Consider the following 25,999-nt stretch of genomic DNA (forward strand, 5'->3'; position numbering starts at 1 on the left):
ACAATGGCCCGCCTGCCCTATCTCGAAGCCGACCAGGTCGCGCCAGAATATCGCGACATGCTCAAGCGCAACACCAATCTGCACAAGCTGCTGGTCAACTCGCCGGAGATGGCGCGGGCCTTCAACGGGATCGGCGGCTACATCCGCTTCAAGAGCAAGCTCGACCCGCGCTTGCGCGAGCTCGCGATCCTTCAGGTCGGCTGGCTCGAGAAGTCGGAATACGAGTTCACCCACCATGTGAAGATCGGCAAGGAGTTTGGCGTCACCGACGAGGACATCCAGGGCCTGATCGCCGAGACCAACGGCCAGCCCTCGGCGCTCGAGCCGTTGGCGAAAGCGATCCTCAGGGGTGCCCGCGAGATGGTGCGCGAGCTCGCGATGTCGGAGGCGACCTTCGCCGAGATCAAGCGGGAGCTGTCCGACGAACACATGACCGACCTGGTACTGACCATCGCGTTCTACTGCGCCGTGGTGCGGGTGCTTGCCACCATGCAGATCGACAACGAGCCCACCTACAAAGAGGTACTGCAACAGTACCCGATCCCGGGAGTGAAGTGACATGCGCCTTAAAGATCGCGTCGCCATCGTCGTCGGCGCCGGCCAGAGCCCCGGCGAGGGTATCGGCAACGGCCGCGCCACTGCGCTGACCTTCGCCCGCGAAGGCGCCAAGGTGCTGTGTGTCGATCACAATTTGGCATCGGCACAGGAGACCGTCGACCTGATCGCGGCCAAGGGCGGCACGTCACTTGCCTTCAAGGCCGACGTCACCAGGAATGCCGACATCAAGGCGATGGTGGCGGATGCGCATGGCCGCTGGGGCAGCGTCGATATCCTGCACAACAATGTCGGCGTCAGCCTGTCCGGCGGCGATGCCGAACTGCTCGACCTCACCGAGGAGGCGTTCGACCGCTGCGTGGCGATCAACCTGAAGAGCTGCATCCTCGCCGCCAAGCACGTGATCCCGATCATGCGCCGGCAGGAGCGCGGCTCGATCATCAACATCTCGTCGATGGCCGCGATCACGACCTATCCCTACGTCGCCTACAAGGCGACCAAGGCGGCGATGATCGCCTTCACCGAACAGCTCGCCTATCAGAATGCGCAATATGGCGTTCGCGCAAACGTGATCCTGCCGGGATTGATGAACACGCCGATGGCGGTGGACACGCGGGCGCGCGAATTCAAGAAGAGCCGCGCCGAGGTCGAGGCCGAGCGCGACAGCAAGGTGCCGCTGCGTCACAAGATGGGCACCGGCTGGGATGTCGCCAATGCCGCGCTGTTTCTCGCCTCTGATGAGGCGAATTTCGTGACCGGTGTCACGTTGCCGGTCGATGGCGGCGCAAGCGTGCGGCGCGGTTAACCCGGACGATTAACCTATGTGACCACGCGCGGTTAATCTATGTGACGCAATCACGCGTTATTGCGCCGCAATGATTCGAAAAAATTGAAGTATTCCAATGACACGGCGATGTGACGGCGCGTCCACATAAATCGAAATCCTGACTCGTTGTGGTCGCACGAAATTCATCTGCGCTCGGTATCTCGCACGCCAAGAACTTCTGGAGTGCCTGGACCGATGAGCGAAGAATTCGAACTCAGACCCGATCAGTGGGATGCGCTGAAAGCGCTGCGGGCTCCCGCAGCAAACCCGTCACGGCTGAACCGATTTGCCGTCGAGAGCCTGATCACGCTCGGCTACGTCGCCATGCGCGGCGATTCGTTTGAACTGACGCCCGCGGGCCGCAAGGTGCTGGTCCGCGGTTCGTCGCTGCTGCTGCTCGATATCGCAGCCTGATCCTTCGAAGCTGACATCAAGCTTGCACACGCGGCATCATGCCGCGTGTGCTTTTCCGGGGATCGTCGCCTCGCCGTGCTGCGTCAGCGGCTTCATGCCGGTGAGGCTGCGCAGCAGCACATAGAACACCGGCGTCAGGAACAGGCCGAACACCGTGACGCCGATCATGCCGGAGAACACCGCGACGCCCATCGCGCGCCGCATCTCCGAACCCGCGCCGGTCGACAGCACCAGCGGCAGCACGCCCATGATGAACGCCATCGACGTCATCAGGATCGGCCGCAGCCGCAGCCGGCTCGCCTCGATCGCGGCGCGAATCGGTGAGCGCCCGGCGAATTCGAGCTCGCGCGCGAACTCGACGATCAGGATGGCGTTCTTGGCCGACAAGCCGACCAGCACGATCAGGCCGATCTGGGTGAAGACGTTGTTGTCGCCCTTCGACAGCCAGACGCCGAACATCGCGGCCAGCAGGCCCATCGGCACGATCATGATGATCGAGAGCGGCAACGCCAGGCTCTCATAAAGCGCGGCGAGCACCAGGAACACCAGGAGGATCGCAAGCGGAAACACCCAGAGCCCGGAATTGCCGGCGATGAACTCCTGATAGGTCAGGTCGGTCCATTCGAAGGCAAAGCCCGGCGGCAACACTTCGGCCGCGATCCGCGTCGCCGCCTCCTGCGCCTGGCCGGAGGAATAGCCGGGCGCGGCCGCGGCGTTGATGTCCGACGACAGGAAGCCGTTGTAGCGGATCGCACGTTCCGGACCCGCGCTCTGGCGGACCTTCAACAGCGCCGACAGCGGCACCATGTCGCCGGACGACGAACGCACCTTCAACTGCCTGATGTCGTCGGCACGCGCGCGGAACGGCGCGTCGGCCTGCACATAGACCGAATAGGTGCGGCCGAATTTGTTGAAGTCGTTGACATAGTAGGAACCGAGATAGATCTGCAGCGTATTGAAGACTTCCGTCACGGGCACGCCGAGCTGCAACGCCTTGGTGCGGTCGATGTCGGCGAACAGCTGCGGCACGTTGACCTGGAAGCTCGAGAATGCACCGGCGATCTCCGGCGCCTTCTGGATCGCGCCCATGAACGCCTTGGTGGCGTCGTTCAGCGCCTCATAGCCGAGGCCGGCACGGTCCTCGATCTGCAGCTTGAAGCCGCCGATGGTGCCGAGACCGTTGACCGGCGGCGGCGGGAACATGGCGATGAAAGCGTCCTGGATGCCGGCATACTTCTTGTTCAGCGCCATCGCGATCGCAGGTCCCGAGAGCGACGGATCCTTGCGCTCGTCGAACGGCTTCAACGTCGAAAACACGATGCCGGCGTTGGAGGAGTTGGTGAAGCCGGAGATCGACAGGCCGGGGAATGCCACCGAGCTTTCGACACCCGGCTGGGTCAGCGCGATGTCGCTCATCTTGCGGATCACTTCCTCGGTGCGGTCGAGCGTCGCGCCGTCGGGCAGCCGGGCAAAGCCGACCAGATACTGCTTGTCCTGGCCCGGCACGAAGCCCGACGGCACCTGCTTGAACAGCACGCCGGTCACGCCGATCAGGAGCACGTAGAGGCCGATCACCACGGCCTTGCCGTAGATCACCTTGGTGACGGTACGGCCGTAGTTCTCCGAGGACTTGGTGAAGACCTTGTTGAAGCCGCGGAAGAACCAGCTCAGCGACCGTTCCATGATCCGGCTCAGCCAGTCCTTCGGTTCGTGATGGCCCTTCAAGAGCAGCGCCGACAGCGCCGGCGACAGCGTCAGCGAGTTGATCGCCGAGATCACGGTCGAGATCGCAATGGTCAGCGCGAACTGCTTGTAGAACTGCCCGGTGAGGCCGGAGATGAAGGCGAGCGGCACGAACACCGCGATCAGGACCAGCGCGATCGCGATGATCGGGCCGGACACTTCGCGCATCGCCTGGTTGGTGGCGTCGCGCGGCGACAGCCCGGATTCGATGTTGCGCTCGACGTTCTCGACCACGACGATGGCATCGTCGACCACGATGCCGATCGCCAGCACCAGTCCGAACAGGCTGAGCGCGTTGATCGAGAAGCCGAACACATGCATGACAGCGAAGGTGCCGACGATCGACACCGGGACCGCGATCAACGGAATGATCGAGGCACGCCAGGTCTGCAGGAACAGGATCACGACCAGCACGACCAGCGCGATCGCCTCGAGCAGCGTGTGGATGACGGCCTCGATCGAGGAGCGCACGAACTGCGTCGGATCGTAGACGATCTGGTAGGACACGCCCTCCGGCATGTTCTTCTTGATCTCGGCCATGGTGGCGCGGACGTGATCGGAGATCTCCAGCGCGTTCGAGCCCGGCGCCTGGAAGATCGGGATCGCGACCGCCTGCTTGTTGTCGAGCAGCGAGCGCAGGCCGTATTCGGAGGCGCCGAGCTCGATCCGCGCGACGTCGCGCAGCCGCACCACTTCGCCGGCCGCGCCGGTCTTGACCACGATGTCGCCGAACTGCTCCTCGGTCGACAGCCGCCCCTCGGCGTTGACGGAAAGCTGCAGGTCAAGGCCCTTGACGCTCGGCGAGGAGCCGACCACGCCGGCGGCGGCCTCGACGTTCTGCGCTTGGATCGCGCGCACCACGTCGCTCGCGGTCAGCGCATGCTCGGCCGCCTTCTGCGGATCGACCCAGACCCGCATCGAATAGTCGCCGGCGCCGTAGAGCTGGACATCGCCGACGCCGTCGATCCGCGCCAGCCGGTCCTTGACGTTGAGCACCGCGTAGTTGCGCAGATACGTCATGTCGTAGCGGTTGTTCGGCGACAGCAGATGCACGACCATGGTGAGGTCGGGCGAGCTCTTCTTGGTGATGATGCCGAGCTGGCGGACCACGGCCGGCAGGCGCGGCTCGGCCTGCTGCACCCGGTTCTGCACCAGCTGGGTGGCCTTGTCGGGGTCGGTGCCGAGCCGGAACGTCACCGTCAGCGTCATCGCGCCGTCGGTGGTCGCCTGGCTCGACATATAGAGCATGCCCTCGACGCCGTTGATCTGCTCCTCGATCGGCGTGGCCACCGTCTCCGCGATCACCTTCGGATTGGCTCCGGGATAGGTCGCGCGCACCACGACCGACGGCGGCACCACGTCGGGATATTCCGAGATCGGCATCGCCACCAGCGAGATCAGGCCAGCCAGGAAGATCAGGATCGATAGCACGCCGGCGAAGATCGGCCGGTCGATGAAGAATTTTGAGAGATTCATGGCTCCGCCCCCGCGCGCAGCGCCTAGCGCTGCACGACGTGCTGGTTGGTTTCAGTGGATGCCTGCTGCATGCCGCGGGCGCCCATCTCGGCGACTTCCATCTTCAGAAGCGCACCGGGGCGCACGCGCTGCAGGCCGTTGACGACGATGCGGTCGCCGGATTTCAGGCCGGCGGTGACGATCCGCAGGCCATCGACCGCGCCGCCAAGCGTGACCGAGCGGTAGACCGCGCGGCTGTCGTCGCCGACCAGCATGACGAACTTCTTGTCCTGGTCGGTGCCGACCGCGCGCTCGTCGATCAGCACCAGGGTCTGCTGCTTGGGCTGGCCCATGCGCACGCGGGCGAACTGGCCGGGAATCAATCGCCCGTCGTCGTTGTTGAACACCGCGCGGACGCGGATGGTGCCGCTCTGGCCGTTGACCTGGTTATCGATCAGCTGGATGTGCCCCTTGGCGCTGAGGCCGCCTGAGGTGACCATGTCGACCGGGATCTGGTCGAGATTGCCGCGCTTGCCGGAGGCATCCGCGATCGAGTTCAGCGCGCGCAGCACGACTTCCTCGTCGGCATCGAAGCTCGCATAGATCGGATTGACCGAGACCAGCGAGGTCAGCACCGGGGACGAGGTCCCGGCCGCAACGAGATTGCCGACCGTGACCTCGATTTTGCCGACCCGGCCGTCAACCGGCGCGCGGACTTCGGTGTAATCGAGGTTGAGCTTTGCGGTCTGCAACGCGGCTTCGGCGGCCTTGACGTTGGCGATCGCCTCGCGATTGGTGTTGTCGCGCTGGTCGAAATCGCGCTTGGTCACGATGTTGTTGCCGACCAGTTGCGCGCCGCGCTCAACCTCATTGGCGGCAAAGACCGCGCGGGCTCTGGCGGCCTCGAGCTGCGCCTGGGCCCGATCGACCTCGGCCGCGTAAGGCGCGGGATCGATCTTGAACAGGACATCGCCGGCTTTCACCAGGGCGCCCTCGGTGAAATTGGTCGACAGGATCGCGCCGGCCACCCGCGGCCGGAGCTGGACGCGGTCGACGGCCTCGAGCCGGCCGGAGAAGTCATCGAACAAGGCGGTCGGCCGCGGCTGGATCACAGCCACGGTGACCGGCACCGCCGGCTCGGGGGCGGCGGCCGTGGCAGTCGCCTGGGCGGCATGGAAATAATGGCCGGTCGCGATCGAACCGGCCACCGCGAGGGCAGCAAGGATCACGGCACCGCCGGCGACGCGTCGGAAACGGCCGGAACGGGGATTTTGGGTTGACGGGGGCATTCACGCGCTCCAGATATCTGTAGTGTTCGCTACAGATGTGGAGCTGGACGCCGGTTCGCAAGATACTTATGTATCGAGCACTATGAATTATTATCGCATTTTGTGGGGAAATGGGAAGACGCGGAAAAACATCACGTGCAACAAGAGGATAAGCCAGGGGCAATCCGTCGCAGAAACGGCACCCGGCTTACGGAGCAACGACACATGGGAATGGGACGCCCCCGCGCCTTCGACGCGGACGCCGCTTTGGACCGGGCCATGGATGTGTTCTGGCGCCATGGTTACGAGGGCGCGACGATCGCGCAGCTCACCGAGGCGATGAGCATCAATCCGCCGAGCCTGTACGCTGCCTTTGGCAGCAAGGAAGGCCTGCTGAAGGCCGCGCTCGACCGCTACACCGAGAAGCGCGACGCCTGGATGGACCGGGTGCTCGATGCCCCGACCGCGCACGAGGTGGCCGAACGATTCGTGATGGAGCATGCGGACGCCCAGACCGACCCCGCCAACCCGCCCGGCTGTCTGCTGGTGCAGGGCGGCCTTGCCTGCGGCACCGGCTCGGAGAACGTTCCGTTTGAACTGGCGGCGCGTCGCACCCGAACCGAGGACCAGTTGCGCAATCGCTTCGACCGCGCCAAGGCCGAAGGTGACCTCGGCGAGAACGTCGATCCAGCCACGCTTGCGCGCTATCTCTCCGCGGTGACGTCAGGCATGTGCGTGATGGCCTCCTCGGGTGCCGACCGCAACGCGCTGCGCGAGATCGCTGCGGTGTCGCTGAAGGCGTTCGACGAGCAGGCGAAGGGCTGAGCGGCCCGTTACGTCACCACATCGTCTGGCGCGCACGCTCCGGCCACTCGCGATCATATGTCTCGCCGCCGACCGTGTGCTCGCTCATCTCGGCGAGGATCTGGCCCGGCGTCGGCAGCGTCGTCGGATCGACCCGCTTATCGGGATTCCAGAGATCGGAGCGCACGATCGCGCGGGCGCACTGGAAGTAGATTTCGTCCACAGTCATCACGATCACCGTGCGCGGCGCCTTGCCTTCCATCTTGAAGGAGGCGAGCAGCTCCGGCTCGGCCGTGACATAGGCGCGGCCGTTGACGCGCAGCGTGCTGCCCGAGCCCGGAATCAGGAACAGCAGCCCGACGCGGGGATCGCGCACGATGTTGCGCAGCGAATCGCAGCGATTGTTGCCGCGGCGATCCGGCATCATCAGCGTCTTCGGATCATGGATGCGGACAAAACCTGGCAGGTCGCCGCGCGGCGAGCAATCGAGCCCCTCGGGGCCAGAGGTTGCAAGCGACACGAATGGCGATTTCTCGATGAGCACACGATAGAGCGGCGTCACATGATCGGCGACCTTCACGGTCGACGCGTCGTTCGGAAAGCCGTAGATCGCCTCAAGCTGCTCGATCGTAGAGATCACCGACATCAGTGCTGTTCTCCCTCTGTGGTTAGTCGTCCCAGCGCTCGCCCTTGATGATGCGGACCAGCTGTCGCGCGTGATATTCGGCGGTGCCGGAATTGACGATGGTGAAATCGGGCGTCGCCGTGCTCTCGTCGACGGTACGAGACAGCCGCTGCGCGAGCAGGCCGTCGCTGCTGCGCGCCCGCGCGGCCAGCCGTGCCGCCAGCACGTCCGGCGGCGCCGAGATCGACACCACGACCGCATTGGCATAGTTGCGCCGCGCCGCCGCGATCACGGTGCGCGACACGTTCGCGATCACGGTGCGCCCGGCGCGGATCTCGTCGTCGATCGTCCGCGACAGCGCATAGCGATGGCCGTGCGCTTCCCAGTGCATCGCATAGTCGCCGGCGGCAGCGGCGTTCTGGAATGTTTCCGCGCTGACCTCCTCATTGTCTTCCGACGCCGAGGCCCGGCGGGTGATCAGGCGGCGGGGAAACACGATGTCACGATCACCGGCGCAGGCCGCTTTCGCGAGCCCCAGCAGCGTATCCTTGCCGGCGCCGCTCGGGCCGACCACCAGGATCAACCGGCCGGGACCGATCGTGCTGGCATGCGGCCCGGCGATGACGGACGCGTCGGTCACGCCACCCTCCCCCCTTCGCGCCAGACGCTGCGCACCACCGGCAGATCGCGCGCGACGTGGACGCGGATCAGATCGGCGCGCCGGCCGACCGCGATCTCGCCGCGATCTGAGAGCCCGACGGCTTCGGCCGGCGTCTTGGTCACGGTGCGGACCGCGGAGGCGAGATCGATCGCCGGCACATGCCGCGGCAATTGCAGCGCCGCCATCAGCAGGCTCGACGGAATGTAATCCGACGACAGGATGTCGAGCATGCCCTCATTGGCGAGATCGACCGCGGCGATATTGCCGGAGTGCGAGCCGCCGCGGACCACGTTCGGCGCCCCCATCAGGATGTCGATGCCTGCCGCATGCAGGCCGCGCGCGGCTTCCATCGTGGTCGGGAATTCCGCGACCGCGACCTTGTCGTTGACGGCGTCGACCACGTTCTCGTCCGTGGTGTCGTCATGGCTCGCCAGCGGGATCCGGTGCGCATGCGCCAGCGCCACGATCGCGCGGGTGTTGGCGACGGCATATTCCTTCTGGTAGGCGAAGCGCCGCGCGAACAGCACGTCGAGCTGGGCGTCGGTCATGCCGCCGCCCTTGCCGCGATAGTAGTCGCGCAGCTTGACCTCGTCGCGGAACTGGCGCTGGCCCGGCGTGTGGTCCATCAGCGACATCAGCCGCACGTCGGGCCGGTCGATCAGCTCCTTGGCCTCGGCGACGACGTCAGGCATCGGCACCTCGCAGCGCAGATGCAGGAAGTGATCGGCGCGCAGCAGGTTCTCCTCGCGCGCGGCCGAGATCGCCGCCGCCAGGACGCCGGCGCGGCCGTCGACATCCTCGGCGCCGTCCTCGCGCCAGACCCGCAGCGAATCCAGCACCGTGGTGATGCCCGAGGTCGCGAGCTGGCCATCATAGGAGATCACGGCGGCAACCGGATTCCAGAACACTTTCGGCCGCGGCACGTAGTGCATCTCGAGATGGTCGGTGTGCAGCTCGATCAGCCCGGGCATCAGCAGATCGCCGCCGGCATCCTCGGCAGCCTCCGGCGCCCTGCCCTCGCCGAACTCGGCGATCTTGCCATCCGCGATCGCGAGCCAGCCCTGCTCGATCACGCGATCGGCGAGGACCAGCCGGGCGTTGCCGATGATGGTGTCTTGCTTGGCGGTCATTGCAAACGGTCCTTCAGGCGGCAGCGGCGAACGAGGTGACGTCGACGATCCGGTCGGCGATCAGATGACGGATTTCGTCGTCATGGACAATGGCGACCATGGCGACGCCCTTGGTCTTTTTCTCAGCAATCAGCTCGACCACCACGGCGCGATTCGCCGCGTCGAGCGAAGCGGTCGGTTCGTCCAGCAACAGGATCGGCAGATCCGAGATGAAGCCGCGCGCGATGTTGACGCGCTGCTGCTCGCCGCCGGAGAAGGTCGAGGGCGGCAATGTCCACAGCCGCTCCGGGATGTTGAGCCGGCGCAGCAGCTTCCCGGCGCGCTCGCGGGCCTCCTCGCGCGTCACGCCGTTGACGATCAGCGGCTCGGCGACGACGTCGATGGTCGCCACCCGCGGCACCGCGCGCAGGAACTGGCTCACATAGCCGATGGTCGAGCGGCGGATGCTGAGCACCTGGCGCGGCTCGGCGGTCGCAAGGTCGATCACCGTGCCGTGGTGGCGGATGCCGATCCGGCCGCTGTCGCAGCGATAGTTGCCGAAGATCATCTTCAGAATCGAGGATTTGCCGGCGCCCGACGGGCCCGACAGCACCACGCATTCGCCTGCGACGACGTGGAACGAGACGCCACGCACCACGGGCAGTTCGACGCCGCCCTGCAGATGCATGGTGAAGGTCTTCTCGGCGTTGGCAAGTTCGATCATCGCGGTCATTGGCAAGCTCATGGCGGCAGGATCGAGGAAACGAGCAGCTGGGTGTAGGGCTCGCGCGGATCGTCGAGCACCTGGTCGGTGAGACCGGTCTCGATCACGCGGCCGCCCTTCATCACCATCACGCGATGCGACAGCAGGCGCGCAACGGCGAGATCGTGGGTCACGACGATGGCGGCGAGGCCAAGCTCGCTGACCAGGTTGCGCATCAGGTCGAGCAGCCGCGCCTGCACCGAGACGTCGAGGCCGCCGGTCGGCTCGTCCATGAACACCAGCCGCGGCTCGGTGACGAGGTTGCGCGCGATCTGCAATCGCTGCCGCATGCCGCCGGAATAGGTTTTCGGCGCGTCGTCGATACGGCCGACATCGATCTCGACCCGCTCCAGCCAGGTCGATGCGGTGTCGCGGATCCGGCCGTAGTGATTCCACCCCACAGCCATCAGCCGTTCGCCGACATTGGCGCCGGCCGAGACGCCCATGCGCAATCCCTGCGCCGGGTCCTGATGCACAAAGCCCCAGTCGGTGCGGAACAGGAAGCGCCGCTCGGCCTCGCCGAGCTCGGCGAGATCGCGCAGCACGCCGTCGCGCATCCGGTACGACACCCGGCCCGCGCTCGGCGCGAGCTGCGCCGAAAGCAGTTGCAGCAAGGTCGACTTGCCCGAACCGGACTCGCCGACGATCGCCAGCACCTCGCCGGGATACAGCGCGAACGAGACGTCGCGGCAGGCGGGAAGCCGGCCGTAATTCTTGGCGAGCCCTTCGGCCACCAGCAGCGGCTGGTCGTTGTCGAGGGTTGCGAGCTCAGACATGCGCCTTCTCCTTGTGCGGCGCGGCGCTCTCGGTGCCGTGATGGCCGGCGGCCTGGCGCTGCTCGCAGAAGTCGGTGTCGGAGCAGACGAACATCCGCCCGCCTCTGTCGTCGGTGACGATCTCGTCGAGATAGGAATTGTCGGCGCCGCACAGCGCGCAGGGCGCGTTGAAGCGGTAGCGCGTGAACGGGTGATCCTCGAAATCCAGCGACACCACCGTGGTGTAGGGCGGGATCGCATAGATGCGCTTCTCGCGCCCGGCGCCGAACAGCTGCAACGCAGCGCAATTGTCCATCTTCGGATTGTCGAATTTCGGCGTCGGCGAAGGGTCCATCACATAGCGCGCATTCACCTTCACCGGATAGGCGTAGGCGGTCGCGATGTGGCCGAAGCGCGCGATGTCCTCGTAGAGCTTGACATGCATCAGCCCGTATTCGGCGAGCGCGTGCATCCGCCGCGTCTCGGTCTCGCGCGGCTCCAGGAAGCGCAGCGGCTCGGGGATCGGCACCTGATAGACCAGCACCTGGCTTTCATGCAGCGACGCCTCGGGAATGCGGTGCCTGGTCTGGATCACGGTCGCGTCCGTGGTCGAGGTCGTGGTCGCGACACCCGCGGTCTTGCCGAAGAATTTGCGGATCGAGATCGCGTTGGTGGTGTCGTCCGAGCCCTGGTCGATCACCTTCAGCACGTCGTCGGGACCGAGGATCGCGGCCGTCACCTGCACGCCGCCGGTGCCCCAGCCATAGGGCATCGGCATCTCGCGGCTGGCGAACGGCACCTGGTAGCCGGGGATCGCGATCGCCTTGAGGATCGCGCGGCGGATCATCCGCTTGGTCTGCTCGTCGAGATAAGCGAAATTGTATGTCGGCGCGCTCATTCCGCGGCCTCCTGCAGTTCGATCGCCTGATTGGCCTCGGCAAATTCCTGCCGCAGCTTGCGCAGCAGGCCGAGCTCGGACTGGAAGTCGACATAATGCGGCAGCTTGAGATGCTCGACGAAGCCGGTCGACTGCACATTGTCGGAGTGCGACATCACGAACTCCTCGTCCTGCGCCGGCGCCGCCGCATCCTCGCCGAGCTCACGTGCCCGCAGCGCGCGGTCGACCAGCGCCATCGACATGGTCTTGCGCTCGCTCTGGCCGAAGGCGAGGCCATAGCCGCGGGTGAAGCACGGCGCCTCTGATGTCGAGCCCTTGAACTGGTTGACCATCTGGCATTCGGTCAGCTCGATCGAGCCGAGCGGCACCGCGAATCCGACGTCCTCGGCGAACAGCTCGACCTCGACCTCGCCGAAGCGAATCTCGCCGGCGAAGGGATGATTGCGGCCATAGCCACGCTGCGTCGAATAGCCGAGCGCGAGCAGGAAGCCCTCGTCGCCGCGCGCCAAATTCTGCAGCCGCAGATCGCGATCGGCCGGGAAGCTCAGCGGCTCGCGCGTGAGGTCGCCGACCGGCGCGTCGGCCTCCGCCTGCGGCGAGGATTCGATCAGGCCATCGCGGCCGAGGATATCGGTGACCCGCGGCGTGGCCGCCTGCGAGGCCTCCGCGGTGGCCGGCTGCTCCGGCACAAAGCCTTCCGCGAGCTGCGGGTCGAGCAGGCGGTGGGTGTAGTCGAAAGTCGGCCCGAGGATCTGGCCGCCCGGGACGTCCTTGAAGGTCGAGGAGATCCGCCGCCGCACCAGCATCTCGCCGGTGTCGACCGGTTCGGTGGCGCCGAAGCGCGGCAGCGTGGCACGGAAGGCGCGGACCAGGAAGATCGCCTCGATCATGTCGCCGCGCGCCTGCTTGATCGCCAGCGCCGCCAACTCGCGGTCGTATAGCGAGCCCTCGGTCATCACGCGATCGACGCCGAGCGCGAGCTGCTCGGAGATCTGCGCCAGCGTCACCTCGGGTACATCGCGATCGCCCCGCCGCTCATGCGCCAGCAGGCGATGAGCGTTCTCGATGGCGCGTTCGCCTCCCTTGACGGCTACATACATCGCTCACACTCCGCTTGCGATCAGCCGCGTGGTGCGCGGGATCGCGACAATGGCATCGTCATGGACCAGCACGACATCGATGCCGCGCGGGAACAGGACTTCGTTGATTGCAAGCCGCTGGAACAGGTCGCGCGGCTTGATCATCGCCTGCAGCAACGCGCTACCGTCGATGCCGGGTCCTTTCAGCTCGAAGGCCGGCCCCTGGGTCAGGCTGTCGACCTGGAGAATCAGCGTGGTCGAGCGGTCCGGATATTCGCTGCTGCCGAACGCGAAGCGCTCCAACGCCAGCAGGTTCGCGGCATCGCCGATCAGCGCGAAGCTTGCGATCGAGGAATCCCCAACCACCGGCGCGCCGGCGTGAAATTTCAGCCAGCGGGCGACGTCCGGCGTCGCCGACATCGCGGCATCGAGCCAGATCGGCGTGTCGTGATCGAACAGCGTCAGCGCGATCGCGGCCGAGCCGCGCATCATGCCGGCGGGCACCCCGACGCTTGCTGCGACGCGCTGCACGCTGCCTGGACGCGCCATCGCATCCATCACGGAACGGAAGGTGGATTGCGCCGACAGCACCTTGTCGGCAAAGCCTGCGGGCATTTCGGCAATCGTCGTCATTGCATCACCCCTCACCGCGCACCATCGTGTAGAAATCGACCCGCGTCGCCGCGGTCTCCGCAGCCTTGCGGGCGCGCTCGGCATCCATCGCGGCACGTAGCGGCGCGATCACCTTGGTCTCCACCTCGCCGGACAACGCCGCCGATTGCACCATGGCGTCGCACAGCGCGATCATCCGCGCCTTCTCTGCATCGCGGCCGAGCGTGTAGCCGAAGCCGACCTCGCCGGTGGCAAGCCGCACCGCCGCGCGCGAGACCGTCGCCTCGCCGAGATTGAACGGCGCGCCGTCGCCGCCGATCCGTCCGCGCAGCATCACAAGGCCGTTTTCCGGTTCACGGAGGTTCTCGTGCGCGGGCATTGCGATCGCCGCCAGCCTGCCCGCGATATCCGCAGCCGCGGAGTGCGCCAGCACCGTCATCGCAGCCTTGCGCTGGGCCTGTTTGCTGTTTGATCCGGTCGAACTCATTGGCAACCTTGCTTGTATCAAGTTGTCTATGATACTAGACAACTTGATAGCGGAGCGCCATGACTGTTTCGTGACAAACCGAAGATTTCTGGTATCACCGCGCGATGAGCATGCAGGAAAGTTCCGGCGTCGCCTTGTGGCGGCAGGTCGCCGACGGCATCGAGCGCGGCATCGCTGACGGCCGCTTTGCCGCGGGCGAAAAGCTGCCCGGCGAGATGGAGATCGCCGAGACTTACCGCGTCAATCGCCACACCGTGCGGCGCGCGCTCGCCGCATTGGCGGAGCGCGGACTGGTGCGCGCCGAGCGCGGCAGCGGCACCTATGTCGAAGCCCAGCGCCTCGCCTATCCGCTGCGCTCGCGCACGCGGTTCTCGGAGATCGTCGGCGCCGGCGGCCACGAACCGCGTGGCCAGCTGATCGAGGCCGGTGAGGATATTGCCAACCGCGAGATCGCGCGTGAACTGGGCCTGAAGATCGGTGCGCCGCTGATCCGGATCGAAGCGGTGCGGCTTGCCGACCGGACACCGATCTGCGTCTCCACCACATGGCTGTCAGCCGAGCGATTTCCGGATGCCGGCAACGTGTTCGCCAATGTCCACTCGATGACCAAGCTGCTCGGACATTACGGCGTGAAGGATTATCACCGCGCCTCGACCCGGATCACCGCGGCGATTGCCGATGCCACCGATGCGGCGCGGCTCGACCTGCCGCTGGGACGGCCGGTGCTGGTGGTCGATGCCACCGATGTCGACATGCTGGACCAGCCGCTGGTGACCAAGCGCTCGCGCTTCGCCGCCGAGCGCGTCGAGTTTCTGGTCGAGAACGGCTGATCGCTCTGCTCTCTCGCCCCGCTCTTGCGGGGAGAGGGTTGGGGTGAGGGGCTGTCTCCGCGAATTCGACAGATATGAGCACGGGGGAGCACCCCTCACCCGGATTGCTTCGCAATCCGACCTCTCCCCGCAAGAGCGGGGCGAGGTGGAGTCCTACGCCACCGCTCGCCGTCCGATGATGGCGAAGCGCAGCTTGCTCGAGATGAAGTCGATCGCGGCGACCGCGATCAGGATCATCAGGATCAGGAACGACACCTTCTGCCATTCCAGCACGCGGATCTGCTCGGCGAGCTGCAGGCCGATGCCGCCGGCGCCGACGATGCCGATGATGGTGGCCGAGCGGGTGTTCGACTCGATGAAATACAGCACCTGTCCGGCGATCACAGGCAGCACCTGCGGCAGCAGCCCGAAGCGGATCTCATGAAGTGCATTGCCGCCGGAAGCGCGGATGCCCTCGACCTGCTTGCGGTCGGCCGCCTCGATCGCCTCGGAGAACAATTTTCCGAATGCGCCGAAGTCGGAGACCATGATCGCGAGCACGCCGGCGAACGGGCCGAGCCCGACGACGTTGATCCAGACCAGCGCCCAGATCAGCGTATCGACGCCGCGGATCGTGTCCAGGAAGCGCCGCACCGGGAATCGGATGAAATTCGAGGGGATGACGTTGCGGGCCGCCAGCAGGCTGACCGGCAGCGCCAACAGCGCCGCAAGCGTGGTGCCGAGCAGCGCGATCGACAGCGTCTCGCCGAGCGCCTGCATGTAGAGCGGGAATGATGCGCCGGGATTCGGCGGGATCATCAGCATGGTGATCCAGCCGAGCTGGCCGACGCCCGAGATCAGCCTGGACGGCGAGAAGTCGAGATCGACCAGGCCGAACACGAAGATCGCGAACGCGACCGCGATCATCGCGGGCAATGCCAGCCGCGCCGATGCCGGCCGCTCGAAGGCGTCGGGATATTTCGCACGGAGCTCGGCGGCATCCGGCTTCGGCATCTGGCTCATCGGCGCGTCTCCTTGCCGAACAGCCGGCCGCGCAGCCAGCCGGTCGAGATGTCGATGATGAAGACGGTGAGGATGATGGTGACGAGGATGGCGCTGACGTCCGAGTAATAGAACTTGCGGATCGCGACCACAAGCTCCTGGCCGATGCCGCCGGCGCCGACGAAACCCATCACCGACGCCTCGCGGACATTGATCTCGAAGCGCAGCAGCGCATAGCTCGCATAGCCGGCCGAGACCTGCGGGAGGATGGCAAAGCGCATGCAGGACAGCCAGCTCGCGCCGGTGGAGCGGATGCCCTCGACCGGCTTCATGTCGGCATTTTCGACGATCTCGGCAAACAGCTTGCCGAGCGCGCCTGTGGTGTGGATCGCGATCGCCAGCACGCCGGCCATCGGGCCGAGGCCGAACGCGATCACGAAGATCAGCGCGAACACGATGCCGGGCACGGTGCGGGCGAATTCCAGCAGGCGGCGGATGATGAAGCGCACCCAGGGCCCCGGCGAGGTATTTTGGGCGGCGAAGAAATTGAGCGCGAAGGCGAATACCGCACCGGTCAGCGTGCCGACATAGCTGATCAGGATCGTCTCGCCGAGCATCCTCAGCCATTTGTGCCAGCCCCAGAACCATTCGGCGGGGTCGGTCCAGACCCGCGCGCCGGAATCGAGCGTGAGGATGCGATCGAAATAACTGACGAAATTGCCGAAATAGGTGAACAGCGTGCGCAGGTTCACCTCGGCGCCGAACGCGGCGACGACCAGGGCGACGCAGAACGCCGCGGTCGCCAGCGCGCCCCTGAGCCGCTTGCGTGCAACCGCCTTGCGATAGGCGTCTTCCAGCACCGCCAGTTGCTGGGCCGGAAGGATGGATACGGCAGTTGCCATCGTGTTGATCAGCCGAGCTGGAGGTTCAACGGAAAGAGCCGGGTTATGAAAAACCCGGCTCCGCATGTCTCCGTGGTGCGATCAGCTCGCCTTCTTGCGCAGCCTGTCGACGAACTTGATCAGCTCGATCGTGCTGTCCCAATCCTTGGTCGTGGCGGGATGGAAACCCTTCTTCTGGCCGTCGGAGAGACGGTCGAACGCGGCCTTGTCCTTGGTCGGCGCGTCGAAGAAGGCCTTGGCGATCGCCGCCTTCAGGTCCTCCGGAAGGTCGGAGTTATAGGCGTAGGGGCCGTTGATGATCGGCGACGACTTGTTGATGATGCGGAAGTCGTCCTTCTTCATCGCCGAGCCGTCGGCGTTCTTCAGCATGCCCTTGGTCAGCATCTGCGCGAGCGTCGAATCGTCGTCGTTGGTCCACTGATTGGCCGCCATGTCGACGGTGCCCTGCGCCAGCGCCAGCACGGCGTTTTCGTGGCTGCCCGTGAACACGACCTTGCCGAAATAGCCCTCGGCATCGGGAATGCCCATTTTGTCGAGTTCGAAGCGCGGCACGTTGTTGCCCGATGTCGAATTCGGGTCGACCAGGCCGAGGTTCTTGCCCTTCAGATCCTCGACCTTCTTGTAGGGGCTCGACGCCTTCACGTAAAACACCGAGTAGTAGCCGGTCGAACCGTCCTGGTTCATGTCGTTGGCGAAGGCGTCGGTCTTGACGCCGGTGAGGCGTGCGCGGGCGAACGACGCCGAACCGTAGCTGGCGATCTGGATGTTGCCGGCGCGCTGACCTTCGATCACGGCGGCGTAGTCGTTGGCGATGCGCAGCGTGACCTTCACGCCGAGCTCCTTCGATAGATACGCCACGAACGGCGTCCAGCGCTCGGTGACGCCCGAAGCGTTCTCGGCCGGCACCACCGCGAAGGTGAGCTCCGGATATTTGGCCTTCCAGTCCTGCGCGGACGCCGAACCGGCGAAGGCCAGCGCGGCAGCGCCGACCAGAATGATGCGACGAGTGAACATGACTACCCCTCTTTTGTGGTTACACACCTGTTGGCCGGGCAAAACGCCCAGCCTCGCAGATCAAGAAAAATGCGCGACGCTCAGGCCGCGGCAGCGGTGCCGAGCGCCGGCGCGGTCGCACCGTCGGGCGCGGGCAGCGGCGCCGCGCCGATGACGTCATTGGCCTCGAGGTCATAGAGCTCGCGGGCGATATGGTCGGTCAGCGCCGCAGGTGCGCCGTCGAACACCACGCGGCCGGCCGCCATGCCGACCAGGCGGTCGCAATAGGTTCGCGCCAGCTCGAGCGAGTGCAGGTTGCAGAGCACCGTGATGCGGAAATGCTTGTTGATGCGCAGCAGCGCATCCATCACGATCTTGGTGTTCCGCGGATCGAGCGAGGCGATCGGCTCGTCGGCGAGGATGATATCGGGCTCCTGCACCAGCGCGCGGGCGATCGCAACGCGCTGCTGCTGGCCGCCGGAAAGCTGGTCGGCGCGCTGCGCCGCGAGCTGGGCAATATCGAACTGATCGAGCGCGGACATCGCCAGCGCCCTGTCCTGCTCCGGCCAGACCTGCGCCAGCGAGCGCCAGGACGGAATCTGCGCAAGCCGGCCCATCAGCACATTGGTCAGCACGTCGAGCCTACCGACCAGATTGAACTGCTGGAAGATCATCGCCGAACGTGCCCGCCACTGCCGCAGCTCCTTGCCGCGCAGCGCGGTGACGTCGATGCCCTCGAACAGGATGCGGCCGGAGGTCGGATCGGCGAGACGGTTGATCATCCGCAGCAGGGTCGACTTGCCGGCACCGGAGCGGCCGATCACACCGACAAAGCTGCCCGGCGCGATCGAAAACGATGCGTTGTCGACTGCGGCTTTTGTGCCGAACCGGCACGTCAAACCTTCCACCACCAGCATGCAATGCTCCAACCGCGTCGCGTTTGGGCCATCGCTATCCCCGGCGTTTTACAGTTATGTGACGTGACGTTGCGGTGCGGCGATCGTCCACACCCGCTCGCATGTCGTCATTGTAACGTCATGATGCCGTCATCAAGCATCCCGATGACGGGCCCCATCTCCCCGGAAGCCAACGATTTGCAAGAATTGCGGAGGGCCCTGATGGCCGGAAAAACACTCTCGGTTGTGCCGACCATCGACCCGACCGCGTCGGTCCGCGAGAGCAAGCTCGGCAAATATACCGAGGTCGGCGCGCGCACGATCCTGCTTGAAGTCAGCATGGATGACTATTCCTACGTCGTGAACGACAGCCAGATCACCTACACCTCGATCGGCAAGTTCTGCTCGATCGCGGCGATGACCCGGATCAACCCCGGCAACCATCCGATGCATCGCGCGACGCAGGCGCACTTCACCTACCGCGCCAGCGCCTACTTCCCCAGAGAGAGCGACGACGTCGATTTCTTCAACTGGCGACGTGCGCATCACGTGCATATCGGCCATGACGTCTGGATCGGTCACGGCGCGATCCTGCTGCCGGGACGGAACATCGGAACCGGCGCCGTGGTCGCCGCCGGTGCGATCGTGACCAAGGATGTCCCCGCCTATACGATCGTTGCCGGCAATCCGGCGCGTCCGATCAAGCGGCGCTTTTCCGAGACCACGGCGGATCGCCTCGCGGCGCTCGCATGGTGGGACTGGGATCACGAAACACTTCGTCGTGTGCTGCCCGATTTTCGCAAGCTCACGGCCGAAGAATTCCTCGACAAGTATGAGGCCGAGGCCGTATCCCAATCACTGGACAAACAACGGAGCGCCGCATCGTGACGGGGGAAGATATCTTCATCGAAGGCGGGCGCGCGCTGGTTGACGGGGCATTGGTCGAGACCTCGCTGCGGACCGCCGGCCGCGACATCGGCGCGCTGGACGCCGAGCAGGGTCGCGCCGCGCTTCATATCGATGCCAAGGGCCTGCTGGTGCTGCCCGGCATCATCGATCTGCACGGCGATGCGTTCGAGCGGCAGATGATGCCGCGCCCAGGTGTTGACTTCCCGACCGACGTGGCGATTGTTGACAGCGACCGCCAGGCGATCGCCAACGGCATCACCACCGTGTTCCACGGCACCACCTGGTCGTGGGAGCCTGGCCTGCGCAGCGCTGAGAACGCGCGCAAGCTGCTCGATGCGATCGAGGCGCTGCGGCCGCAGCTCGCCGCCGATACCCGCTTCCATCTGCGTCACGAGACCCACAATCTCGACGCCGAGGCCGAGATCATTCAATGGCTCACCGAAGGCCGCATCGATCTGTTCGCCTTCAACGACCACAGCAACGTCAAGCCGAAGAAGCGCAACCAGCTCGCCGAACGTAGCGGACTCTCCGTCGACGCCGTCAACGACATGCTCGATCGGATCGTGGCGCGCCGTCCCGAGGTGCCGGCCTCGATCAGGCGGCTGGCTGCGGCTGCACGCGCGGCTGATATCCGCATGCTGTCGCATGACGACAACAGCCCGGCGATGCGCCAGGAGTTTCGTGCGCTCGGCGCCACGATCGCCGAATTCCCCGTCAACGAGGAGACCGCGCGCGATGCCGCGGCTGCCGGCGACTTCATCGTGTTCGGCGCGCCCAACGTGGTGCGCGGCGGCAGCCACACCGGCTGGACCAAGGCCTCCGACATGATCGCGCAGGGCCTCTGCTCGGTGCTGGCGTCGGATTATTATTATCCGGCGCAGCTGCTCGCAGCGTTCCGGCTCGCCGCCGACGGCATCCTGCCGCTTACCGAGGCGTGGGACCTGATCTCGTCGGCGCCGGCGCGCGCCGCCGGGCTCGCCGATCGCGGTGTGCTCGCCGCCGGCCGCCGCGCCGACGTCATCGTCGTCGACGACAAGGTGCCAATGCGCCCGCGCATCGTCGCGGTGATCGCGGCCGGGCGGCTGGTGCATCTGGCGGACGCAAGCTGCCTCGTTCATTCGTTCGCGCCGCGCAAGGCGGTTGCGGCCGCGTAGTCAAGCTCTATTCTGCCGCCATGACCTCCATCCCGCGCTACGCGATCTATTATACGCCGCCGCCCGACAGCGCCTTGCATCGCTTCGGCTCGACGCTGCTCGGCTACGATGCCGTTGACGGCAACGACCTGCCGTTTCCCGATGGCGTCGCGCCCGACTGGCGCGAGGTGACGGCGGATCCGCGCAAATACGGTTTTCACGCCACGCTGAAGGCGCCCACTGCGCTCGCCGACGGCAGGAGCGAGTCCGAACTTCTTGACGCCTGCGCCGCCTTCGCCAGCCGCGCACGGCGCATTCCCGTGATCGAACCGGTGGTCGATGCCATCAGCGGCTTCATTGCCGTGATCCCGGCCAGCCGCTCGGACGAATTGCAGCGGCTGGCCGCCGACTGCGTCACCGAATTCGACAGGTTTCGCGCGCCGCTCACGCCGGACGATCGCGCGCGGCGCAAGCCCGAACGGCTCACGGAGCGGCAGCGCGACTATCTCGACCGCTGGGGCTATCCCTACGTCATGGAGGAATTCCGCTTCCACATGACGCTGACCGGGCGGTTGAGCGACGAACGGCGCGGCCCGATCGTGGCGCAACTGCGCGAGCGGTTCGCGGCGATCGAGCTTGCGACGCTCGCGATCGACCGCATCGCGCTGTTCAAGCAAGCCGATCGTGCATCCAGGTTCCGGATCATCGACAGCTGGCCCTTGCGCGCGCAATAGCGGACGCTACTCGTCCACCCTGGTGCGGGCGATGATCTCGGCGGCGCCTTTCTCCAACAACTCCATGCCGACGGCGCGGCCGAGTTCGCGCGGCCGATCCGAAGGCCCGTGCCGCGTCACCTCGATGAAGCCGGCGCCTCCCTCGTCGAGCACCGAGGCGCGCAGCGTCATCTCGTTTCCGGAGAGCGTAGCGTGGCCGGCGATCGGCGAGTTGCAATGGCCGTTGAGCACCCACAGCACCTCGCGCTCGGCCTCGGCGGCAAGCCGCGACGCCGCCTTGTCGATCGCGGCAAGCCGCGCCCGCGTCGCCCAATCGGTCGCGACGCATTCGACCGCGACGATGCCCTGGCCGACCGCCGGCAGCATCTCGCCGACGGAGAAATCATGTGCGATGCGCGCGGTCATGCCGATGCGCTCGAGGCCGGAGCGCGCCATGACCAGCGCATCCGCCGGCCCGACCTCGCCGCCATCCGGCAATCGCTGCTTGTCGCCGCGATCGAGTTTTGCGACTCGCGTGTCGGCAGCACCGCGATAATGGATCACGGTTGCTTCCGGAAACAGCCGGCGCAGATAGGCGGCGCGGCGCACCGCGTTGGTACCGATCATGAAGCCCTTGCCGCGGGCGGCGCGCAGGGTCTCCAGTGACAGGCCCGGCCGCAGCACCAGGCTGTCATTGGCGGCGTCGCGCGCCAGCATCGCCGCGAGGACCAGACCCGGCGTCTCCTCATTGCCCGGCACGTCCTTCAGCGAATGCATCGCGGCCTGCAAGGTGCCCGCGCGCATCGCCTCGCGGATCTCGGCGACGAAGGCGCCGCCCTTGCCGCCGTGACGCAGCAACTTGCTGGTCTGGTCCTGGTCGCCGCGGGTCTCGAACTTGACGATCTCGACGGCAAGGTCCGGTGCCGAGGCGCGCAGCAGCCGCGCGACCTCATCCGTCTGCGCGAGTGCCATCGCGCTCTTGCGCGTCCCAATCCGCAAAACCTGTCCCGACACGAAAGCTCCGCTGCGCGTGATCATCAACGGCTGGGGATTAGAACAAAAGGCCAGTCAAAACAATGGTTTTTGCCCCTGCCTGGCGAGGCTCAGACGATCTCCTCGACAAGCTTCACGCCGGCCTCGCGCATCGCCGCGATGGCAGCCGCAAGCGAACCGCCGAGATCGATGGCCCGGCAGCCCGGCAACACGACCACCGTCTCGAAGCCGAGCCGCCGCGCATCGAGCGCCGAATATTGCACGCAGAAATCCGTCGCCAGCCCCGCCATCAGGACACGCGTGAGGCCACGTTCGCGCAGATAGCCGGCGAGCCCGGTCGGGGTTGTGCGGTCGTTCTCGAAGAACGCCGAATAGGAATCGATCGCCGAGCGGAACCCCTTGCGGATCACGAGCTCGGCGCGGTCGGTGGCGAGGCCCGGATGAAACGCCGCGCCCGCGGTGCCCTGGATGCAATGGTCCGGCCACAGCGTCTGCGGCCCATAGGGCATGGTGATCGCGGAGAACGGCGCCGCGCCCGGATGCGAGGTCGCAAACGAGCTGTGGCCCGCCGGGTGCCAGTCCTGGGTCAGCACGACATGGTCAAACCGCGCCGCGAGCCGGTTGACCACCGGCACCACCGCATCGCCATCGGCGACCGCCAGCGCGCCGCCGGGGCAGAAATCATTCTGCACGTCGATGATCAACAGGAGATCGTCAGGCTCAATCTTCATCAGGTGCCGATCCGTAACGACGCGCGCAATTTGCGTAGGCAGGCGATCACCGACAGCGCGGTGATGCGGCCGGTCTTGGGGTTCTCCGAGGGGATGTTCTCGATCATCATCGAGAACCGCGCGGAATCGGAATCGACCTCGATGCGGTGGGTGTTGCGCGTCACCGTCGGATCGGCCCAGATCTCGACCCGGGTCCGGTCCGGGCCGATGCCGGCGAGCGACAGCGCCACCGCGACGTTGAGATTGGCCGGAAAGCCTTTTGCCGCGTCGCGCGCGCTGCCTTCGAAGATGCGCAGCGGCTCGGTGATATCATCGATCTTGATGTCGTTCTCGACCAGATGCGGCGCGCCGAGCAGGCCCGCGACCGGCTTCCGCGTCACGAGCTTCGCCGAATGAATGGTCCCGACCGCCGCCGCGGTCACCGCATCGAGCCCGATCAGCGCGCCGGTCGGCACGATGATCTGGCCGCCATGGGCTCGCGCGAGATCGACCAGGTCCTCGTTCTGCAACAGCGCACCGACGCTGAGCACGACCGCAGTCTTGCCGCGCGCGACCACCGGCGCCACGATCGCGCGCACCACCTTGCTCGGCGCGCACTCGACCACGATGTCGGCAACATCGGCAAGCTGCTCGATCGGCACCAGCCGCGGCGCGGATTTGAGCGCCGCGACCCAGCCGCCATGCTTGTCCGGACTGTTGGCCGACACCGCAACCAGCGTCAGGCCCTCGATGCCCTGATCGAGCGCCTTGACGACGTCGGTGCCGATCGCGCCGAGGCCGGCGACCGCGACCCGCAACTTAGCCTTACCGTCCGCCATCATTTCCCACCGGCGAGCATCTTGACCAGGCGATAGAGGTACTCCTGGCCCTCGTAGAACGATTTGACCAGCACGCGCTCGTCCTTGCCATGGTTGCGGTTGTCGTCGACATCGGCGCCGAGTCCGGAATGGCCATAGGTCGGGATTCCGGCATTGCGCAGATAGCTGCCGTCGGTCGCGCCGGTGCTCATGACCGGGACGATCGCCGCATCCGGCCAGAACTCCTTCGACAGCTTCTCGATCGAACCCATGATCTCCTCGTTCAAGGGCGACGGAGGGCTCAGCACCGCCTTGCCGGTCGGGGTCACCTCGATCTGTTTGTCGGCCAGCACGCGCTCGATCGCCGCCTGGACACCATCGACCGGCTCGCCGGGCAGGATCCGGCAATTCACCTTGGCGCTCGCCAGCTGCGGCAGCGCGTTGATGGCATGGCCGCCTTCCAGCATGGTCGCGACACAGGTGGTGCGGAGCTGGGCGTTGTAACCGGGCTTGTCCGACAATCGCGCCAAGGCCGCCGGATCGGGCTGCGGCGCCAGGATTGCCTTGATGTCGTCGGCGTTCTCCTTGCTCTCGGTCTCGGCGGTCTTGGCGAAATAGATCCGCGTGGTCTCGTTGAGATTCATCGGGAAGTCGTATTTGGAGAGACGAACCAGGCCTTCGGCGAGCCGGTAGATCGCATTGTCCTTGCGCGGCAGCGATGAATGGCCGCCACGATCCTTCACGGTGAGCTGGTAGCCGACCGAGACCTTCTCGCTGGTCTGCACGCTGTTGCGGATCGCCTTGCCATTCTTCAGGCCGACACCGCCGCCTTCGTTGAGCGCGAACTCGGCGTCGATCAGGTCGCGATGGTTCTTGATCAGCCACTGCATGCCGAGGCCGTTGGCATCGAGGATCTCCTCGTCGGTCTCCAGCGCTACGATGATGTCGCGGTCCGGCTTGTAGCCCTCCTTCTTGTAGCGGATCAGATTGGTGACAAAGGACGCGGCCATGTATTTGTCGTCGCTCGAGCCGCGGCCGTAGAAATAACCGTCCTGCTCGGTGAGCTTGAACGGATCGACCGTCCAGTCTTCCCGGAGGGCGGGGACGACATCGATATGGGCGACCAGCAGGATCGGCTTGCGTGCGCCGGAGCCGTGCAGCCGCGCCACCAGATTGCCCTTGTGCGGCGCCGGCGAGAACACATGCACGTCGGCCTCGGGGAAGCCCGCAGCGCGGAGCCGCGCGCCCATCGCTTCCGCCGCCTTCCGGGTGTCGCCGGTCGCGGTGGTGGTGTTGATCTCGACCAGCTCCTGGTAGATGCCGCGGGCAAATTGCTGTTGCTCGGTCAATCCCTCCGCTGCGGCGCCGGTTGCGAGCAGCGCACCGAGCGCCGCCGACAGCAGCAACGATCGAACCATGTTTCGGGTCTTGTGCGACATCATGCTCTCCCAGAATTCCACTGCAACGAATTCAGACAGGCGACACGGGCTTTGGCAAGACGGCAAGCCCTTCAATTTGCGCGCGCATGCTCCGCAGTTTCGTGCACGCTATTTGGAGTTCTTATTGGAATCCTTGACTGCGATCACCTCGATCTCGACCAGGAAGCCGGGATTGGCCAGCGCGGCGACGCCGACCACCGAGCGCGCCGGCAGGTTCGGCTGGCTGCCGCCGAAGAACTGGGTGTAACCCTCCATGAAGGCCTTGAAGTCCATCGGCGCGCCCGCGCTGTGCACCAGGAACACCTGCATCTTGACGACGTCGCCCATGCCGAGCCCCTGGCCCTCCAGGATCGCCTTGATCCGGTTGAGCACGCCGACGGTCTGGGTCTTGGCGTCGCCATAGGCCTGCGGGCTCGACGGATCGGCATCCTTGTTGACGACCGGCGGCACCTGGCCGCTGACATAGACCGTCGTGGTGTTGCCGGTGACGGTCACGGCCTGCGCGATCGGGAATGTCGAGTTGGGAATCGGATGCCTGACCACGTCCGCAGAGGCGGCGCTCGCCATCGCCGACAGCGCGGCGCCCAACACGATAGCGGTGAATTTCATCAAACTCTCCCAAGTGTAT

At 65.8% G+C, this 25,999-nt stretch carries 28 protein-coding genes; 8 read left to right on the forward strand and 20 right to left on the reverse strand.

All coding sequences use genetic code 11. The features are described from left to right. Positions 1–3: 3 nt before the first annotated feature. The 3 genes from ACVINW_RS39060 (at position 4) to ACVINW_RS39070 (ending at position 1,795) form a co-directional block, all read left to right on the forward strand. A complete protein-coding gene (locus ACVINW_RS39060; RefSeq protein ID WP_456756222.1) occupies positions 4–558 on the forward strand; it encodes a carboxymuconolactone decarboxylase family protein in 555 nt (184 codons plus the stop codon). Position 559: 1 nt separating this feature from the next. After that, the gene (locus ACVINW_RS39065; protein WP_456756223.1) at positions 560–1,360 is read left to right on the forward strand and encodes an SDR family NAD(P)-dependent oxidoreductase; all 801 of its coding nucleotides are present in this window, start codon (positions 560–562) and stop codon (positions 1,358–1,360) included. A 216-nt stretch (positions 1,361–1,576) separates the two neighbouring features. Continuing rightward, positions 1,577–1,795 (forward strand): hypothetical protein, encoded by a 219-nt coding sequence (locus tag ACVINW_RS39070; protein ID WP_456756224.1) that lies wholly within the window; start codon positions 1,577–1,579, stop codon positions 1,793–1,795. Positions 1,796–1,831: 36 nt separating this feature from the next. Here the strand turns inward: ACVINW_RS39070 and ACVINW_RS39075 are convergent, their stop codons facing one another. Further along, positions 1,832–5,014 carry an efflux RND transporter permease subunit gene (locus ACVINW_RS39075; protein ID WP_456756225.1) on the reverse strand — a complete coding sequence of 1,061 codons (3,183 nt, stop codon included), beginning with the start codon at positions 5,012–5,014 and terminating at the stop codon, positions 1,832–1,834. Between the two features lie 23 nt (positions 5,015–5,037). Then, complete coding sequence (locus tag ACVINW_RS39080; RefSeq protein WP_456756226.1) at positions 5,038–6,282, reverse strand: efflux RND transporter periplasmic adaptor subunit; 1,245 nt, start codon at positions 6,280–6,282, stop codon at positions 5,038–5,040. A 204-nt stretch (positions 6,283–6,486) separates the two neighbouring features. Here ACVINW_RS39080 and ACVINW_RS39085 point away from each other — a divergent pair, with 204 nt between their 5' ends. Beyond that, positions 6,487–7,086 carry a TetR/AcrR family transcriptional regulator gene (locus ACVINW_RS39085; RefSeq protein WP_456756227.1) on the forward strand — a complete coding sequence of 200 codons (600 nt, stop codon included), beginning with the start codon at positions 6,487–6,489 and terminating at the stop codon, positions 7,084–7,086. 13 nt (positions 7,087–7,099) lie between these two features. On the opposite strand, the gene ACVINW_RS39090 is transcribed toward ACVINW_RS39085, so the two are convergent. Genes ACVINW_RS39090 through phnG form a run of 9 tightly spaced genes read right to left on the reverse strand, consistent with a single transcriptional unit; the run spans position 7,100 to position 14,054 of the window. Further along, positions 7,100–7,711, reverse strand: coding sequence for a pyridoxamine 5'-phosphate oxidase family protein (locus tag ACVINW_RS39090; protein WP_456756228.1), 612 nt, complete (start codon positions 7,709–7,711; stop codon positions 7,100–7,102). 22 nt (positions 7,712–7,733) lie between these two features. Beyond that, entirely contained in the window at positions 7,734–8,330 is a 597-nt protein-coding gene (gene phnN / locus ACVINW_RS39095) for a phosphonate metabolism protein/1,5-bisphosphokinase (PRPP-forming) PhnN (RefSeq protein ID WP_456756229.1), read from the reverse strand. Next, a complete protein-coding gene (locus ACVINW_RS39100; protein ID WP_456756230.1) occupies positions 8,327–9,481 on the reverse strand; it encodes an alpha-D-ribose 1-methylphosphonate 5-triphosphate diphosphatase in 1,155 nt (384 codons plus the stop codon). Before ACVINW_RS39100 ends, phnN begins: the two co-directional genes overlap by 4 nt. Before the next feature lie 13 nt (positions 9,482–9,494). After that, positions 9,495–10,193: a phosphonate C-P lyase system protein PhnL gene (phnL, locus tag ACVINW_RS39105; RefSeq protein WP_456756231.1), complete on the reverse strand. Its 699-nt coding sequence runs from the start codon at positions 10,191–10,193 to the stop codon at positions 9,495–9,497. Positions 10,194–10,201: 8 nt separating this feature from the next. Then, on the reverse strand, positions 10,202–10,999 hold the full coding sequence (phnK, locus tag ACVINW_RS39110; RefSeq protein ID WP_456756232.1) for a phosphonate C-P lyase system protein PhnK: 798 nt from the start codon (positions 10,997–10,999) through the stop codon (positions 10,202–10,204). After that, the gene (locus ACVINW_RS39115; RefSeq protein WP_456756233.1) at positions 10,992–11,876 is read right to left on the reverse strand and encodes an alpha-D-ribose 1-methylphosphonate 5-phosphate C-P-lyase PhnJ; all 885 of its coding nucleotides are present in this window, start codon (positions 11,874–11,876) and stop codon (positions 10,992–10,994) included. Before ACVINW_RS39115 ends, phnK begins: the two co-directional genes overlap by 8 nt. After that, on the reverse strand, positions 11,873–12,976 hold the full coding sequence (locus tag ACVINW_RS39120) for a carbon-phosphorus lyase complex subunit PhnI (protein WP_456756234.1): 1,104 nt from the start codon (positions 12,974–12,976) through the stop codon (positions 11,873–11,875). Before ACVINW_RS39120 ends, ACVINW_RS39115 begins: the two co-directional genes overlap by 4 nt. A 3-nt stretch (positions 12,977–12,979) precedes the next feature. Then, positions 12,980–13,588 (reverse strand): phosphonate C-P lyase system protein PhnH, encoded by a 609-nt coding sequence (phnH, locus tag ACVINW_RS39125; protein ID WP_456756235.1) that lies wholly within the window; start codon positions 13,586–13,588, stop codon positions 12,980–12,982. Positions 13,589–13,592: 4 nt separating this feature from the next. Continuing rightward, entirely contained in the window at positions 13,593–14,054 is a 462-nt protein-coding gene (phnG, locus tag ACVINW_RS39130; RefSeq protein WP_456756236.1) for a phosphonate C-P lyase system protein PhnG, read from the reverse strand. A 104-nt stretch (positions 14,055–14,158) separates the two neighbouring features. Between phnG and phnF the strand changes: the two genes are divergently transcribed. After that, entirely contained in the window at positions 14,159–14,884 is a 726-nt protein-coding gene (phnF, locus tag ACVINW_RS39135; protein ID WP_456756237.1) for a phosphonate metabolism transcriptional regulator PhnF, read from the forward strand. Between the two features lie 153 nt (positions 14,885–15,037). On the opposite strand, the gene phnE (ACVINW_RS39140) is transcribed toward phnF, so the two are convergent. The 4 genes from phnE (ACVINW_RS39140) to phnC form a co-directional block, all read right to left on the reverse strand. Then, positions 15,038–15,886 (reverse strand): phosphonate ABC transporter, permease protein PhnE, encoded by an 849-nt coding sequence (gene phnE, locus ACVINW_RS39140; protein ID WP_456756238.1) that lies wholly within the window; start codon positions 15,884–15,886, stop codon positions 15,038–15,040. After that, the gene (gene phnE, locus ACVINW_RS39145) at positions 15,883–16,767 is read right to left on the reverse strand and encodes a phosphonate ABC transporter, permease protein PhnE (protein ID WP_456756239.1); all 885 of its coding nucleotides are present in this window, start codon (positions 16,765–16,767) and stop codon (positions 15,883–15,885) included. The genes phnE (ACVINW_RS39140) and phnE (ACVINW_RS39145) overlap by 4 nt, the downstream gene beginning before the upstream one ends. 81 nt (positions 16,768–16,848) lie before the next feature. Further along, positions 16,849–17,781, reverse strand: coding sequence for a phosphonate ABC transporter substrate-binding protein (gene phnD / locus ACVINW_RS39150; RefSeq protein ID WP_456756240.1), 933 nt, complete (start codon positions 17,779–17,781; stop codon positions 16,849–16,851). 80 nt (positions 17,782–17,861) lie between these two features. Then, complete coding sequence (gene phnC, locus ACVINW_RS39155) at positions 17,862–18,677, reverse strand: phosphonate ABC transporter ATP-binding protein (RefSeq protein WP_456756241.1); 816 nt, start codon at positions 18,675–18,677, stop codon at positions 17,862–17,864. Between the two features lie 201 nt (positions 18,678–18,878). On the opposite strand from phnC, the gene ACVINW_RS39160 reads away from it, so the two are divergent. The 3 genes from ACVINW_RS39160 to ACVINW_RS39170 are packed head-to-tail and all read left to right on the forward strand — an operon-like array spanning position 18,879 to position 21,432. Then, positions 18,879–19,544 carry a transferase hexapeptide repeat family protein gene (locus tag ACVINW_RS39160; protein ID WP_456756599.1) on the forward strand — a complete coding sequence of 222 codons (666 nt, stop codon included), beginning with the start codon at positions 18,879–18,881 and terminating at the stop codon, positions 19,542–19,544. Next, positions 19,541–20,719: an alpha-D-ribose 1-methylphosphonate 5-triphosphate diphosphatase gene (locus ACVINW_RS39165; RefSeq protein ID WP_456756242.1), complete on the forward strand. Its 1,179-nt coding sequence runs from the start codon at positions 19,541–19,543 to the stop codon at positions 20,717–20,719. Before ACVINW_RS39160 ends, ACVINW_RS39165 begins: the two co-directional genes overlap by 4 nt. A gap of 20 nt (positions 20,720–20,739) precedes the next feature. Then, positions 20,740–21,432: a DUF1045 domain-containing protein gene (locus ACVINW_RS39170; RefSeq protein WP_456756243.1), complete on the forward strand. Its 693-nt coding sequence runs from the start codon at positions 20,740–20,742 to the stop codon at positions 21,430–21,432. Between the two features lie 6 nt (positions 21,433–21,438). On the opposite strand, the gene hemC is transcribed toward ACVINW_RS39170, so the two are convergent. The 5 genes from hemC to ACVINW_RS39195 form a co-directional block, all read right to left on the reverse strand. Further along, positions 21,439–22,449, reverse strand: coding sequence for a hydroxymethylbilane synthase (hemC, locus tag ACVINW_RS39175; protein WP_456756244.1), 1,011 nt, complete (start codon positions 22,447–22,449; stop codon positions 21,439–21,441). A gap of 65 nt (positions 22,450–22,514) precedes the next feature. Beyond that, entirely contained in the window at positions 22,515–23,135 is a 621-nt protein-coding gene (pncA, locus tag ACVINW_RS39180) for a bifunctional nicotinamidase/pyrazinamidase (protein WP_456756245.1), read from the reverse strand. Next, positions 23,135–23,953 (reverse strand): aspartate dehydrogenase, encoded by an 819-nt coding sequence (locus ACVINW_RS39185; protein ID WP_456756246.1) that lies wholly within the window; start codon positions 23,951–23,953, stop codon positions 23,135–23,137. The genes pncA and ACVINW_RS39185 overlap by 1 nt, the downstream gene beginning before the upstream one ends. Further along, complete coding sequence (locus ACVINW_RS39190) at positions 23,953–25,371, reverse strand: M20/M25/M40 family metallo-hydrolase (RefSeq protein WP_456756247.1); 1,419 nt, start codon at positions 25,369–25,371, stop codon at positions 23,953–23,955. The genes ACVINW_RS39185 and ACVINW_RS39190 overlap by 1 nt, the downstream gene beginning before the upstream one ends. A gap of 108 nt (positions 25,372–25,479) precedes the next feature. Next, on the reverse strand, positions 25,480–25,980 hold the full coding sequence (locus ACVINW_RS39195; RefSeq protein WP_456756248.1) for a Rid family hydrolase: 501 nt from the start codon (positions 25,978–25,980) through the stop codon (positions 25,480–25,482). Positions 25,981–25,999 lie beyond the last annotated feature (19 nt).

The sequence above is a fragment of the Bradyrhizobium sp. USDA 4461 genome (assembly GCF_054055655.1).